This window comes from Leifsonia sp. 21MFCrub1.1, assembly GCF_900107895.1.
GTDB classification, from domain to species: Bacteria; Actinomycetota; Actinomycetes; order Actinomycetales; family Microbacteriaceae; genus Leifsonia; species Leifsonia soli.
Map to the genome: position 1 here is coordinate 1,193,856 of NZ_LT629867.1, position 13,054 is coordinate 1,206,909.

The following is a 13,054-nucleotide window of genomic DNA, read 5'->3' on the forward strand; positions in this document are numbered from 1 at the left end:
TCTATTTGTCCCGCTGAGGGTCCGCTGGGGCCGACGGGTGGTCGACTCCAGCCGCCGTGCCGTGGCCGGCGGGCGACGGAAGCCGGTCGCCCGCGGTCGCGGCGAACGACCCGCCCGACACGGTGACCCGCAGCTCGGTGCCGGTGGATGCCTCGGCCGGGTCGGTCACGACGTGGCCGGCCGGCGTCTGCACGATCGCGTAGCCCCGGTCGAGCGTCCCCTGCGGCGACAGCGCCCGGAGCTGGCCGCGCAGCTCGGCGACCCGCGTCGTCTCACGCTCGACGCGCCGGGCGACCAGTTCGGTGCCGCGGGCGACGTAACGGGTGAGCTCCTCGGCGCGCGCGTCGACGATCCACGACGGCGAGGCGAGGACCGGCCGGGTGCGCAGGTGGCCGATCCGGTCGATCTCGTGGGCGATCCGCTGGGTGACGCGGATGCCGATGCGGGCGCGGGCCTGCTGCACGCGCGCCAGCTCCTCCGCCACATCCGGCACCACCCGCTTGGCCGCGTCGGTGGGGGTGGAGGCGCGGAGGTCGGCCACCTCGTCGAGCAGGGGCCGGTCGGCCTCGTGGCCGATCGCGCTGACGATCGGCGTGAGCGCTGCCGCTGCGGCCCGCACGAGCCGCTCGTCGCTGAAGCCGAGCAGGTTCTGGAAGTCGCCGCCGCCGCGGGCGACGATGATGACCTCGACCTCGGGGTCGGCGTCGAGCGTGCGGATCGCGGAGACCACCTCGGTCACGGTGCGCTCGCCCTGGACGGACGCGTGCACGACCCGGAAGCGCACCTGCGGCCAGCGGAGCTGGGCGTTGCGCAGCACATCCTTCTCGGCGTCGGAGTCCTTGCCCGTCACGAGGCCGATGGTGTGGGGGAGGAACGGGAGGCGCTTCTTGCGCTCGACCGCGAACAGGCCCTCGGCGGTGAGCTGCTGGCGCAGCCGCTCCAGCCGCTCGAGCAGGTCGCCCAGGCCGACGTGCTTCATGTCGTAGACCTGCATGGTGAGCGTGCCGCCCTTGACCCAGAAATTCGGCTTGATCGCGGCCACCACGCGGTCGCCCTGCTTCAGATCGGCGGGGATGCGCGCCTTCACGGACGACCAGATCGTGAAGCTGATCGTCGCGTCCTCGTTCAGGTCTTTGAGTTTTCCGTAGACGTTGCCGCCTGAGATGCCCCACTGGGTGATCTCGCCTTCGACCCAGGCGGTGCCCAGCCGGTCGATCCATCCCTTGATCTTGCTGTTGAGCAGCGCGACGGGCCACGGAGCATCCACGGTCGGCGGAGCGGCCTGCATGGCGACCGTCGTCGTCTGGCTCACCGCCGTCTCCCATTCCGTGCTCAGCGCGCTCACGTAGGATCGAAGGGTGAGCGACGCAACCATCAGCCTCCCGATGCCGCGCATTCCCGGCGCCAGGCGACGGCTTCAGGATAACCCGGTCGTCGGACATAAGCGGGTGCTGCTGGCCGCGCCCCGCGGCTACTGCGCCGGCGTGGACCGCGCCGTCGTCGCCGTCGAGAAGGCGCTCGACCTGTACGGAGCGCCCGTCTACGTGCGCAAGCAGATCGTCCACAACGTGCACGTCGTGTCCGAGCTGGAGCAGCAGGGCGCGATCTTCGTGGACGAGGTCGACGAGGTTCCGCCGGGCGCGCACGTCGTGTTCTCGGCCCACGGGGTGTCACCGGCCGTGGTGAACGCGGCCGCCGCCCGCGGGCTCCAGGCGATCGACGCCACCTGCCCGCTGGTCACCAAGGTGCACCGCGAGGCCGTGCGGTTCTCGCGCGACGACTTCCAGATCCTGCTCATCGGACACGAAGGCCACGAGGAGGTCGAGGGCACCGCCGGCGAGGCTCCCGACCACGTCACCCTGGTCAACGGCCCGGGCGATGTCGACTCGATCGTCGTCGATGACCCGGACAAGATCGTCTGGCTGTCGCAGACCACGCTCTCGGTGGACGAGACGATGGAGACGGTCCGCCGCCTCCGCGAGCGCTTCCCGAACCTGCAGGACCCGCCGAGCGATGACATCTGCTACGCGACCCAGAACCGCCAGGTCGCGATCAAGAAGGTTGCGGAGCAGGCGGAGCTGGTCATCGTGGTCGGCTCGGCCAACTCGTCCAACTCGGTGCGCCTCGTCGAGGTCGCGCTGGAGTACGGCGCGAAGGCCGCCTACCGCGTCGACTATGCCAGCGAGATCAAGCAGGAGTGGCTCGACGGTGTCGCGTCCGTCGGCGTGACGAGCGGCGCATCCGTGCCGGAGGTGCTGGTGCAGGAGGTGCTCGACGACCTCGCCGGTGCCGGCTACCAGGACGTCCAGGAGGTCAAGACGGCGGAGGAGGACCTCATGTTCTCGCTGCCGAAGGAGCTCCGCAAGGACATCTCGGGCAAGCAGGATGCGCGGGCGCTGGGCGGTCGCGGCCGCTGAGCCGCACGCGGTCGGCCGGGATGCGTCCGGACGCTACGGAGTCTGGACCGGCGTCGTCGGGGGAGTGACCCCGCCGTAGAACCCGAGCAGCACCGGGTCGGTCGCGAGCACCGCTCCGGCGAAGATCAGCAGTGCGACCATCGCGACGATCCCGGCGACGAGGGGCACCCAGAACGCCAGGCGGCGCTTCACTAGGAGCCATGCGGCGAAGCCCGCCGACACGACCCAGATCACGGCCATGACGATCGAGCCGACGAGCACGAGGGTGCTCACCGCCGGCGCAGGAACGTACTCGCCGAGGCCGTTCGTGCTGTGCAGCAGTTGCATGGATGCCGGGATCGCCTGCAGCGTCGCGATCGAGTACGTCATCCCGAAGAAGCCGAAGACGCCGAGCAGAACCGTCAGGGTGAGGTTCCAGGTGGGAGCGGGACGGCCGTCGGCGCCGGCCGGCGCCGGGACGCCTTCCGGCGGGCGCTGGCCGAGGACCGGGGCCGCGGGTGCGGCCGGGACGTCGTCCTCCCGTTCCAGCGGACGCGACGTGTCGAGGCGGTCCGCGTCCGCGGGCGGACGCCACACCCAGCCGGGAGGCGCGAGCTCCCCGTACTGCGGGCGCGGCCGGTCGTCCGGCTGCGGTTCCTGCTCGGCCATCGTGGCCGCCTCCCTTGCTGGTGCGCGCGGTGCGCGTGGTGCGGGCGGCGGCGCGTGACGCATCCGCCGCCCGCGGATACTACTTGCCGGAGTGGCCGGCCGAGCCGAGCTGCTTCGTCGCCTCGACGACGCGGGCGGCCATGGCGGACTCGGCGACCTTGCCCCAGGCGCGCGGGTCGTAGGCCTTCTTGTTTCCGACCTCGCCGTCGATCTTGAGCACGCCGTCGTAGTTCTCGAACATGTAGCCGGCGATCGAGCGGGTGAAGGCGTACTGCGTGTCGGTGTCGATGTTCATCTTCACGACGCCGTTGCGGACCGCCTCGGCGATCTCCTCGTCGGTCGAGCCCGATCCGCCGTGGAAGACGAGGTCGAGCGGCTTCGGGCCGTGGCCGTACTTCGCGGCGAGGCCGTCCTGGATCTCCTTGAGCAGCTCCGGGCGCAGCTTCACGTTGCCGGGCTTGTAGACGCCGTGGACGTTGCCGAAGGTGAGGGCGGCCATGTAGCGGCCGTTCTCGCCGAGACCGAGGGCGTCGACGGCCTTCTCCGCGTCGGCGAGGGTCGTGTAGAGCGCCTCGTTGGAGCCCTCGTGACGGACGCCGTCCTCCTCGCCGCCGACGACGCCGATCTCGACCTCGAGGATCGCGTTGATGGCCTTGGTGCGCTTGAGCATCTCCTGCGCGATCTCGAGGTTCTCGTCGAGGGGCACGGCCGAGCCGTCCCACATGTGCGACTGGAAGATCGGGTTACGGCCCGCCTTCACCTCCTCCTCGGAGGCGGCGATGAGCGGCAGCACGAAGTCGTCGAGCGCGTTCTTCGGGCAGTGGTCGGTGTGCAGGGCGACCGTGATGGGGTAGTTCTTGGCGACCTCGGTCGCGAACTTCGCGAACGCGAGCGCTCCGGTCGCGCGGGCCTTGACGGTCTGGCCGGCGAAGTAGTCCGCACCGCCGGTGGTGACCTGGATGATGCCGTCGCTCCCCGCCTCGGTGAGACCCTGCAGCACGGCGTTGATCGTCTGCGACGACGACACGTTGAACGCCGGGTAGGCGAAGCCGCCGGCCTTCGCTTTGTCGAGCATCTCTGCGTACTGGTCCGGCGTGGCGATGGGCATTGCGGCTCCTTGGTGATCGGGGTGTCGAACGCCCTCATCATACCGAGGCGCTCCGGTCCGGCCCGGGGCGGGTCGCGTGCGGGCGGGTGCGCGGGTACGGATGCGTACGGATGCGCGGGTGCGCGCGTGCGCGGGTGCGTCCGGGGGTGAACATCCGTGCAGACCCCCTCACGCGGCACGGGGTGGTCGATACACTGGCAGCGTCCGGCGGCGGGCATCCGCACCGGCATCGACGACGACGTTCCGAATCCGTCCGGGAGGACCCATCATGAGCATGACCGACACCGCCACGAACTTCCAGCACCCGGACAGGAACCTGGCGATGGAGCTGGTGCGGGCGACGGAGGCGGCGGCGATCCGGGCGACCCCGTGGATCGGGCGCGGCGACAAGAACGCGGCTGACGGCGCCGCGGTGGATGCGATGCGCAAGTTCCTCGGGACGGTCAACTTCGACGGCGTCATCGTGATCGGCGAGGGAGAGAAGGACAACGCTCCCATGCTGTTCAACGGCGAGCACGTCGGCAACGGACGCGGCCCGGCGGTGGACATCGCGGTCGACCCGATCGACGGCACATCGCTGACCGCGGCCGGACGGCAGAACGCGTTGTCGGTCATCGCGGTGTCCGACCGGGGCACGATGCTCGACGCCTCCTCCGTCTTCTACATGTCGAAGATCGTCACCGGACCCGAGGGCCACGGGGTCGTGGACCTGTCGCAGTCGATCGGCGACAACATCCGCGAGCTGGCGAAGGCGAAGGGCAAGCCGGTCGGCGAGATCCGGGTGGCGGTGCTCGACCGCCCGCGGCACGAGGGGCTGATCGAGGAGATCCGGGCGGCCGGCGCCGGCACGCGGCTGCTGCTCGACGGGGATGTGGCCGGCGGCATCAACGCCGCTCGCTACGAGTCGCGGATCGACATGTGCGTCGGTATCGGCGGCAGCCCGGAGGGCATCACCACGGCGTGTGCCATCAAGGCCCTCGGCGGGTTCATGCAGGGGCGGCTTGCCCCGAAGGACGACGCCGAGCGTGCACAGGGCGAGGCCGCCGGGCTCGACATGGAAAAGATCTACGGAGCGGACGACCTCGTGAAGGGCGACAACACGTTCTTCGTGGCCACCGGCGTGACCGATGGCGGCCTCGTGGAGGGCGTGCGCCGAAAGGGTCCGATCATCCGCACGGAGTCGATCGTGCTGCGCTCGAAGTCCGGAACGGCCCGCCGCGTCGTGGCCGACCACCTCGCCGCGAAGTGGCTGGAGCCCGACCAGCTCTGAACCGGCGACGCGGGGCCGGGAGGGCCCTGCCGATGCGTTCGCGCGCTCAGGCGGCGCCGGTGTCGCGCTCGGCCTCGAGGGCGCGGGCGCGCTCCTGCTCCTCGATGGCGAGCTTGTCGATCCCGTGCATGTCCCGCGGCTCCAGCTCGCTGACCAGCTCGAACGCGGTCAGCTCGCGCGGCGCCTCCTCGATGCCTTCGATCACGCCGATGACCTTCGACTCGTCGAGCGCGTTGAGCTTGCGAGCTGCGGGGAACACCTGGCGCTCGAAGGAGCCGACGAACCCGTTGTAGTCCTTGACCGTGCGCTCGAGCGAGCGGCCCAGCTTCTCGATGTGACCGGCGGTGGTCGAGAGCCGGCTGTACAGCGTGCGGCTGAGGTCGAACAGCTGCTTGGCCTCCTGCGTCAGCACATCCTGCTGCCAGCTGAACGCCACGGTCTTGAGCACCGACCACAGGGTGACGGGCGAGGCGAGGGCGACGCGCTTGCCGAAGGCGAACTCCATGATCGACGGATCGGCCTCGAGGGCGGACGACACGAGCGACTCGCTCGGGATGAATGCGATCACGAGCTCGGGGGAGGACTCGAGACCCGTCCAGTACGCCTTGCTGCCCAGCGCGGTGATGTGGTCGCGCACCGCCTTGACGTGCTGCTTGAGCAGCGCCTCGCGCTGCGCGGCCTCGGGGCCGGTCGCCGTCGCCGGGATCTGGCTGGCCTCGAGGTACGCGTTGAACGGCACCTTCGCGTCGAGCGCGATGCTCTTGCCGCCGGGGAGCCGCACGATCATGTCGGGGCGCCCGGCGCCGGACTCCGAGTGGATGCTCGACTGCACATCGAAGTCGACGCGCTCGATGAGGCCGGCGGCCTCCACGACGCTGCGCAGCTGGGTCTCGCCCCAGACGCCGCGGGTGCTGTTGGAGCGGAGGGCCGACGCGAGGGCCTCCGCCGTGCTGCGCAGCCGCTCCTCGGACTCCGCCGCCGACCGCAGCTGCTGGGCGAGCTGCCCGTGCTGCTGGTTGCGCTGCGTCTCGAGCTCGATGACCTTGCGCTGCATGTCGGTCAGGCTTTCGCGCACCGGGGCGAGCGCCTGGAGCACCTTGCTCTCCGCCCGCTCGCGCTCGGTGCGCGCCTCCGCCTCGGCGCGGTGCCGCTCCACCGTCTCGCGGTACTGCTCCTGGGCGGCGCGCAGCTGATCCTGCAGCGCATCCACCCGGCTGTGCGCCGCAGCGAGGTCGGCACGGATCTCGGACTGCACCGCGGTCTCGGCAGCGCGCAGCTCGGCGAGCTCGGCCTGGTGCTGCGCGGCGACCACAGCCGGGTCGACGAGCGGCGTCGCGGGCTCTGCCGCCGGTCGCGAACGCACGAGCCGCAGGACGGCGACGCCCGCGCCGATGGCGCCGACGACGAGGCCGATCAGGAGGCCGAGGAGCAGGGCGAGGATGTCCATGCCCTCAGTGTGTCAGGAGCCGCCGACACTGCCGTCTGCGCGCCCCGCGAGTCCGCGTCCTCTCCCGTCGAGACGTGAGGAATCGCCGGAATCCGCCGCGGATTGCGGCATGATGTCACGACTCGATCAGGCGGCGATCGGGATCCCGATGCGCCCGAGCCGGGCTCCGGTCAGCTCGGCCAGGTCGGCGATCGTCGCCGCGTCGTGGCGCCGGGCCGCGTGGATCATGATCGCGGCGCAGGCCTCCGCGTCCGCCAGGGCGTCGTGGTGCGCGAAGTCCTCGAACCCGGCCGCCATCGCGGCGACCGGCAGACGGTACGACTCCAGGTGGTACGTCTTCCGCGCGACCTGGAGGCTGCACAGGTAGCTGTACTCCGGGCACGCGACGAACGTCGCAGCGCACGCCGCGCGGATCACGCCCATGTCGAAGCCGGCGTTGTGGGCGACGAGGTGGTCGTCCTCCGCGAACTCGACCAGGTCGGCCAGCTGGTCGACCCAGCCGGCCGCATCCGCCACATCCTCCGGGCGGATGCCGTGGATGCGCACGTTCCACTCCTGGAAGACGTCGTGCCCCAGCGGCGGACGGATGAACCATCCCGCCCGGTCCACCACCTTGCCGTCCCTGACCTTGACGAGTCCGACCGAGCAGGCCGACGCGGCGGAGGAGTTGGCGGTCTCGAAGTCGATGGCGGTGAAGTCCAGGGTCACGTCGTCATGCTGACACGGCCCACCGACGCCGCCCGGCATCCCGCCCGCGCGCCGCCGCATCCACCGCGAGGTGCTCGCAGTCGCGGTCGACACACCGAGTGGATGCGCACCTGCGAGCACCTCACCTGCCCGGCCGGGCGGGTGTCGGGCGCGACGCGTACGATCGGCCGCATGCGATCCCGTCAGTTGCGCGACCTCCATGCCGCCTCGTTCGACCGTGCGGCCGACATCTACGACGCCTCCCGGCCGACCTACCCCGCGGAGGCGGTCGGCTGGCTGCTCGACGGCGTGGAAGGACCTGTGCTCGACCTGGGCGCCGGCACCGGCAAGCTGACCGCGGCCATCGTCGAACGGGGCCGCGAGGTCGCTGCGGTGGACCCGTCCCCGGAGATGCTGCGGGTACTCCGCGAGCGCCTTCCGGAGGTGGACGCGCGCGAAGGCGCTGCCGAGCGCATCCCGGCGGCGGACGACGCCTTCGGACTGGTGGTCGTCGCTCAGGCCTGGCACTGGGTGGATGCGGACCGCGCCGTGCCCGAGGTCGCCCGGGTGCTCCGCCCCGGCGGCCGGCTGGGACTGATCTGGAACGAGCGGGACGAGAGCGTCGGCTGGGTGCGCGAGCTGGGGGAGCTGATGGATGCGGGCTCGGCCGCTTTCGACGACGAAGCCGATCCGGTCGTCCCGCCGCCGTTCGGTCCGCTGGAGTGTCACGAGACCCGGTGGGTGCAGGCCCTGACGGTCGACGGCCTGCTGGATCTGGCGCGGTCGCGCAGCTACTTCATCACGAAGGATCCGGACGGCCAGGCCGCCGTGATCCAGTCGTTGCGGCGTCTCGCCCGTGAGCATCCCGACCTCGCCGGTCGCGACATCATCGAGCTGCCGTACGTGACCCGCAGCTACCGGGCGACGTTGCAGGGCTGAGCCGGGCGGCCGCGTCCGGCCCGCCCCGTAGAATGGACGACCGTGGCTCTCACTATCGGAATCGTCGGGCTGCCCAATGTGGGCAAGTCCACCCTGTTCAACGCGCTGACCAAGAACGACGCGCTCGCCGCGAACTACCCGTTCGCGACCATCGAGCCGAACGTCGGCGTGGTGAACCTGCCCGACCCGCGGCTGGACCGCCTGGCCGAGCTGTTCCACAGCGAGCGGATCGTTCCCGCCCCGGTGTCGTTCGTCGACATCGCGGGCATCGTGAAGGGCGCCAGCGAGGGTGAAGGCCTGGGCAACAAGTTCCTGGCGAACATCCGCGAGGCCGACGCGATCGCCCAGGTGGTGCGCGGCTTCAGCGACGCCGACGTCGTCCACGTCGCGGGGAAGACCGACCCGGCCGGCGACATGGAGACCATCAACACCGAGCTCATCCTCGCCGACCTGCAGACCCTCGAGAGGGCGGAGCAGCGGTACGAGAAAGAGGTCAAGGGCCGCAAGCTGGAGCCGGTGGTGCTGGAGACCGCGCGCGCCGCGATCGAGTACCTGAACTCGGGCAAGCCGCTGTCGACCTCCTCGATCGACCTGGAGCCGGTCCGCGAGCTGGGCCTCCTCACCGCGAAGCCGTTCATCTACGTCTTCAACGTGGACGAGGACGTGCTGACCGACGAGTCCCGCCGCGCCGAGCTGGCCGCGCTGGTCGCGCCGGCTCAGGCGGTGTTCCTGGACGCCAAGCTCGAGTCGGAGCTCATCGACCTCGACGCCGCCGACGCCGCGGAGCTGCTCGCCTCGACCGGCCAGGAGGAGTCCGGCCTCGACCAGCTCGCCCGCATCGGCTTCGACACCCTCGGCCTGCAGACCTATCTGACCGCCGGGCCGAAGGAAGCGCGCGCCTGGACCATCCACAAGGGCTGGAAGGCCCCGCAGGCGGCGGGCGTCATCCACACCGACTTCGAGAAGGGCTTCATCAAGGCGGAGGTCATCTCCTTCGACGACCTGATGGATGCCGGAAGCATCGCCGAGGCCCGCTCGCGCGGCAAGGCGCGCATGGAGGGCAAGGACTACGTCATGCAGGACGGCGACGTGGTCGAATTCCGGTTTGGATCACAGTCTACGTCTAAGGGCTGATCGGAGCGGTTGGGGGTCGAGGTGGACGTGAGCGCATGGGTCGGCTGGGCGGCCCTCGTCGTTGCAGTCGTAGCAGTTCCGGTCACGGTGTGGGCTACTCGGAAGTGGGGCAACCGCAACGCGCGCCTCGATTTGCCCGTTATCGCGGCCGCGATCCTGCCCAATGGCGTCAAGCCCGGGCCGCTCGCTGTCACCTACCGTGATCTGCCCGTTGATGATCCGCATCTCGTCACAGTGGCGCTGACGAACTCCGGTCCGCGGGACCTAACGTCAGCACACTTCGACGGTGCCAAGCCCATCGTCATCAGCTTCGACAAGATGTTCTATGGAGTCACGGAGACCGCTGGGAATCCGCAGATCAGTTCTCCGGGGGTCGGCGCCGCAGGCGCCGAAGCTACGGTGTTGCTGGGACCGGCCCTGCTCAAACGCGGTACGAGTTGGTCCTTCACTGCCGTCGTGGATGGGCCAGCTGAGGTTGCGATCGATGCGCCTCTCATCGACACCGACATCAAGAGGGTGGAGGGGCAGCCGGGGAACGCCATGAAGGTTGTTATGTCTATCCTCGGCAACGCATCGGAGCTCACCATCCTGTCGCGTTGAGTGCGGCGGCCACTGGTGCGCGAAGACGACTTCCCGGAATTGTGGTTCGGGGGCGCTTCTCGATCTCAAGGCCACTTCCCGCCGAGGATCAATCGGGGGTGGCGGCGCGGGAAAGTGGTGGGCCGTTACGCTGAGCCCTATGACGTCACAGGCGTTGGTTGACTGGCATGGTCGAAGAGCGAGGGCTATCGACGACCTGCTGACCGCGCACGACCGGCTGCGGACGGGTTTGCCAGGGCGACAGACGCTCACGGTGCAGATCAACTTCGCGTTGATCACTGGACTCAGCAGCGAGTTCCAGGGGTTCGCCCGGCAGTTACATGACGAGTCAATCTACGCGTTTGTGAATGCGACGACGGTGCCTGACCCGACGATCCGCCAAGTAGTTCGTTCGCAGTTCGCAAGCGGCCGATCCTTGGATAGGCAGAACCCCACGCCTAGCGCTCTTGGGAGCGACTATAAGGCGTTCGGCCTGATCCTGTGGGACTCGTTGGAAGCGATGTACGGTAAGGCCAAGCGCGAGCACTGGAATACCCAGTTGACGCGGCTGAACGATGCGCGCAACGCGATCGCGCACAACGACGAAAAGAAGCTCGCGGAGGTGCGGGCTGTGCAACCGTTGGACCTCGTGCACGCGAGGAAGTGGCGGACGATGCTGAACGCGATCACCATCGGAATCGACAGCGTCGTCACAGTGCACTTGAGTAAGCTGATGGGGCACGCACCGTGGTGAGGGAGGCGGAGATGGTTCGGGTCGCAGAGCACCCGCGGAACGCCCGCACTGTACGGCTGCGTAAGCACAAGCTCGGAGATGTCGTCCCGCTGCTGTGGGGCGGTCAGCCCTTTACCGGTGAAGTCGTCCGGGTGCGTGAACTGCCGAAGGGGCACCGACTGTACACGATCGAGTTGAAGCTCGCCGATGGAAATGTCGAAGAGCCGATTTTGGCCGTCCTCGACGACCGAGAACTCGCGACGCTCACACCCACAGTTACGTCCTGACCACCCAAGCGGTCGGAACGATCGGAGGCGTGGTCGGTGAGAGGGCCCGCGAACAGAGCGCACAAACGTTCGCAGGGCATTGTCCCGAATTGAGGTACGAGGCCGTTCCTGCGTTGCGTTGGTGCTTTAGATTCGGCTGGAAGTAGCTCGCCGTAATGAGACGTAATCGAGTTCCGTCGCAGTTAGGTGTTTGCCGTCCTCGCGCGCTTGGCCCTGGGTCTGCCGCGGCGGTCTGGCGTTTCGGTCTACAGCCGTGGCTGCTAAACCGGTGTCGTATCGACGTCGAGGGGCGCCCAGTCGCCTTCGTCGTTATGGCTTGGGGCGAGTCCGTGCATCAAGATGTCTAGGTAGCGCCGTGTCTCGGTGGCGAGCTGCTCAAGCAAAGAAGCGACGTCGAAGACTTGACCGCCCCAGGTCAGTTGAACGCGCATTGCTGGCGTCAGGAATACTTGCCCGACCATTTCAATAGTCGCCCCTGCGTGCAGGGACCCGAGTACCGCGCCGTCTCCGAACTTTGCATCAGTTCTCATCTCCAGTCGGGGCGTCGCGATCACATCAATGTCTTTGTATTTGAACACAGCCCCGTCGAGACCCAGACCGTTCATGTCCGCCGACACAGTCAGGAAGTCCTTGTGCTTGTCCTGAATATCGAGGTCATGAAGCATCTTGAGTATCCAGACTTGCCCAGCAGTCGCGTAGTTGAACGGCTGCATTATGTGGAGTCGATGCTGGAACTCGGGATCGAGCTCGCCGACCCACGACTTCACCGTGTCAGTCCATTGCTTCTCGTCGTTACAGATGGGGAACTGAATATGCTTGGGCTTAGTGGGCAGCGAGTCGCCAAAATGCGCCATGCCCCAGGCGAGCGCGTCGAATGCGCTTCGGAAGTTGTGCAGGGAGTCTCCGAGCAGGAGTGCCCATTCGTGGGTGGGGATGCCGCGGGGCACGCGCGCGACGAAATCGATTCCCTGATGGTCGTCTCTCAAGACGCCCTCGACCGATACCGGAGCGCTCGCCGACCACTCAAGAAAACTGGCCTCCAGTGCTTTGGCATGGGTGTTCCCGCGGGCCCATTTGAGGTCCGGCCAGGTCGAGAAGTTCACGCCGCCAATCAAGTGGATCTGAGGTGGTGGCTGCGTTTGCTCGCCAGGCCCGTGCTGGTTCATGGGTTCCATCCTCCTACATGCGCCCGACAACCCGCGGGGCGAAGTACCACTGGGCGCGGAAACATCTGCTCGGGTCCGTCGCCGATCGTCAGCTCAGCGCACGACGGCGACGTGGTCGAGTTCCGCTTCAACGTGTAAGTCTGAGGAGACGCCGATCAACACAAGCTCGGCCGCAATCGCAATGGCTGGGATACTCAAAGACATGCGTCCAGAACCGCACTCTGTTGAGGCGTTGTGCGACATTCCCATCACGTCGAGAGGATGGAAGGGCTCGTTTCGAGAGCTCTTCGACTTTTCATTGCCCGCAATCGCTGATAGGCGAGTAATAGTCGGTGAAATGCATCGGATATTGACCGATCGACCCGAGCTGATCGACGCGTGGGAGGGATTTTCGGAAGATAACCGTTCAACCCCGGCTCCGTATCTGCGAGGTAACGAGGTCGGCGACTTCGACGGCAGCTACTCTTCGGTGATCATCCACGAGGATCGGGTCAGTGCCTGCATCGACTTCATCTTTCGCCGCGTAGTCGGGCTGAAACTCTCCGAGCGGGATTTTGCATGACGTTGCAAAACGAGGGCATGTGGTCGAGTCCCGGTCTAATGTGTAGCTGACCTGGGGTTTTTGCCGCGCGCCGTCGT

At 68.1% G+C, this 13,054-nt stretch carries 14 protein-coding genes; 8 read left to right on the top strand and 6 right to left on the bottom strand.

Features of this window, described 5'->3' with window-relative positions; genetic code table 11:
* Nucleotide 1: 1 nt before the first annotated feature.
* A complete protein-coding gene (gene xseA / locus BLW09_RS05635) occupies nt 2-1,312 on the bottom strand; it encodes an exodeoxyribonuclease VII large subunit (protein ID WP_231947088.1) in 1,311 nt (436 codons plus the stop codon).
* A 73-nt stretch (nt 1,313-1,385) separates the two neighbouring features.
* Between xseA and BLW09_RS05640 the strand changes: the two genes are divergently transcribed.
* Complete coding sequence (locus BLW09_RS05640; RefSeq protein ID WP_089909582.1) at nt 1,386-2,417, top strand: 4-hydroxy-3-methylbut-2-enyl diphosphate reductase; 1,032 nt, start codon at nt 1,386-1,388, stop codon at nt 2,415-2,417.
* A 33-nt stretch (nt 2,418-2,450) separates the two neighbouring features.
* Here BLW09_RS05640 and BLW09_RS05645 read toward each other — a convergent pair whose 3' ends face one another.
* On the bottom strand, nt 2,451-3,065 hold the full coding sequence (locus tag BLW09_RS05645; RefSeq protein ID WP_089909585.1) for a DUF6264 family protein: 615 nt from the start codon (nt 3,063-3,065) through the stop codon (nt 2,451-2,453).
* 79 nt (nt 3,066-3,144) lie between these two features.
* On the bottom strand, nt 3,145-4,173 hold the full coding sequence (gene fbaA, locus BLW09_RS05650; protein WP_089909588.1) for a class II fructose-bisphosphate aldolase: 1,029 nt from the start codon (nt 4,171-4,173) through the stop codon (nt 3,145-3,147).
* Nucleotides 4,174-4,441: 268 nt separating this feature from the next.
* Here fbaA and glpX point away from each other — a divergent pair, with 268 nt between their 5' ends.
* On the top strand, nt 4,442-5,443 hold the full coding sequence (glpX, locus tag BLW09_RS05655) for a class II fructose-bisphosphatase (protein WP_089909591.1): 1,002 nt from the start codon (nt 4,442-4,444) through the stop codon (nt 5,441-5,443).
* A gap of 46 nt (nt 5,444-5,489) precedes the next feature.
* Here glpX and rmuC read toward each other — a convergent pair whose 3' ends face one another.
* Together rmuC and BLW09_RS05665 are read right to left on the bottom strand one after the other, a co-directional pair.
* Nucleotides 5,490-6,890: a DNA recombination protein RmuC gene (gene rmuC / locus BLW09_RS05660; protein ID WP_089909594.1), complete on the bottom strand. Its 1,401-nt coding sequence runs from the start codon at nt 6,888-6,890 to the stop codon at nt 5,490-5,492.
* A 126-nt stretch (nt 6,891-7,016) separates the two neighbouring features.
* Complete coding sequence (locus BLW09_RS05665) at nt 7,017-7,598, bottom strand: exonuclease domain-containing protein (protein WP_231947090.1); 582 nt, start codon at nt 7,596-7,598, stop codon at nt 7,017-7,019.
* A 171-nt stretch (nt 7,599-7,769) separates the two neighbouring features.
* Between BLW09_RS05665 and BLW09_RS05670 the strand changes: the two genes are divergently transcribed.
* The 5 genes from BLW09_RS05670 to BLW09_RS05690 all read left to right on the top strand — a co-directional run bounded on the left by BLW09_RS05670 (nt 7,770) and on the right by BLW09_RS05690 (nt 11,249).
* The gene (locus tag BLW09_RS05670) at nt 7,770-8,516 is read left to right on the top strand and encodes a class I SAM-dependent methyltransferase (protein ID WP_231947092.1); all 747 of its coding nucleotides are present in this window, start codon (nt 7,770-7,772) and stop codon (nt 8,514-8,516) included.
* Nucleotides 8,517-8,558: 42 nt separating this feature from the next.
* Entirely contained in the window at nt 8,559-9,650 is a 1,092-nt protein-coding gene (gene ychF / locus BLW09_RS05675) for a redox-regulated ATPase YchF (RefSeq protein WP_089909603.1), read from the top strand.
* A 27-nt stretch (nt 9,651-9,677) separates the two neighbouring features.
* The gene (locus BLW09_RS05680; RefSeq protein ID WP_157696906.1) at nt 9,678-10,250 is read left to right on the top strand and encodes a hypothetical protein; all 573 of its coding nucleotides are present in this window, start codon (nt 9,678-9,680) and stop codon (nt 10,248-10,250) included.
* A gap of 139 nt (nt 10,251-10,389) precedes the next feature.
* Nucleotides 10,390-10,983: a hypothetical protein gene (locus BLW09_RS05685; protein WP_089909609.1), complete on the top strand. Its 594-nt coding sequence runs from the start codon at nt 10,390-10,392 to the stop codon at nt 10,981-10,983.
* 11 nt (nt 10,984-10,994) lie between these two features.
* Nucleotides 10,995-11,249, top strand: coding sequence for a hypothetical protein (locus tag BLW09_RS05690; RefSeq protein ID WP_157696907.1), 255 nt, complete (start codon nt 10,995-10,997; stop codon nt 11,247-11,249).
* Between the two features lie 260 nt (nt 11,250-11,509).
* On the opposite strand, the gene BLW09_RS05695 is transcribed toward BLW09_RS05690, so the two are convergent.
* Nucleotides 11,510-12,415, bottom strand: a complete 906-nt coding sequence (locus BLW09_RS05695) for a hypothetical protein (RefSeq protein ID WP_089909615.1) — start codon at nt 12,413-12,415, stop codon at nt 11,510-11,512.
* Nucleotides 12,416-12,617: 202 nt separating this feature from the next.
* Here BLW09_RS05695 and BLW09_RS18880 point away from each other — a divergent pair, with 202 nt between their 5' ends.
* Nucleotides 12,618-12,977, top strand: coding sequence for a hypothetical protein (locus BLW09_RS18880; RefSeq protein WP_157696908.1), 360 nt, complete (start codon nt 12,618-12,620; stop codon nt 12,975-12,977).
* Nucleotides 12,978-13,054: the final 77 nt, after the last annotated feature.

What these genes read in the sequence shown, in the direction of transcription:
- BLW09_RS05695 (WP_089909615.1), bottom strand. Translation starts at nt 12,415, where the DNA reads ATGAACCAGCACGGGCCTGGCGAGCAAACGCAGCCACCACCTCAGATC.
- BLW09_RS05645 (WP_089909585.1), bottom strand. Translation starts at nt 3,065, where the DNA reads ATGGCCGAGCAGGAACCGCAGCCGGACGACCGGCCGCGCCCGCAGTAC.
- rmuC (WP_089909594.1), bottom strand. Translation starts at nt 6,890, where the DNA reads ATGGACATCCTCGCCCTGCTCCTCGGCCTCCTGATCGGCCTCGTCGTC.
- glpX (WP_089909591.1), top strand. Translation starts at nt 4,442, where the DNA reads ATGAGCATGACCGACACCGCCACGAACTTCCAGCACCCGGACAGGAAC.
- BLW09_RS05690 (WP_157696907.1), top strand. Translation starts at nt 10,995, where the DNA reads ATGGTTCGGGTCGCAGAGCACCCGCGGAACGCCCGCACTGTACGGCTG.
- fbaA (WP_089909588.1), bottom strand. Translation starts at nt 4,173, where the DNA reads ATGCCCATCGCCACGCCGGACCAGTACGCAGAGATGCTCGACAAAGCG.
- BLW09_RS18880 (WP_157696908.1), top strand. Translation starts at nt 12,618, where the DNA reads ATGCGTCCAGAACCGCACTCTGTTGAGGCGTTGTGCGACATTCCCATC.
- BLW09_RS05685 (WP_089909609.1), top strand. Translation starts at nt 10,390, where the DNA reads ATGACGTCACAGGCGTTGGTTGACTGGCATGGTCGAAGAGCGAGGGCT.
- BLW09_RS05640 (WP_089909582.1), top strand. Translation starts at nt 1,386, where the DNA reads ATGCCGCGCATTCCCGGCGCCAGGCGACGGCTTCAGGATAACCCGGTC.
- BLW09_RS05670 (WP_231947092.1), top strand. Translation starts at nt 7,770, where the DNA reads ATGCGATCCCGTCAGTTGCGCGACCTCCATGCCGCCTCGTTCGACCGT.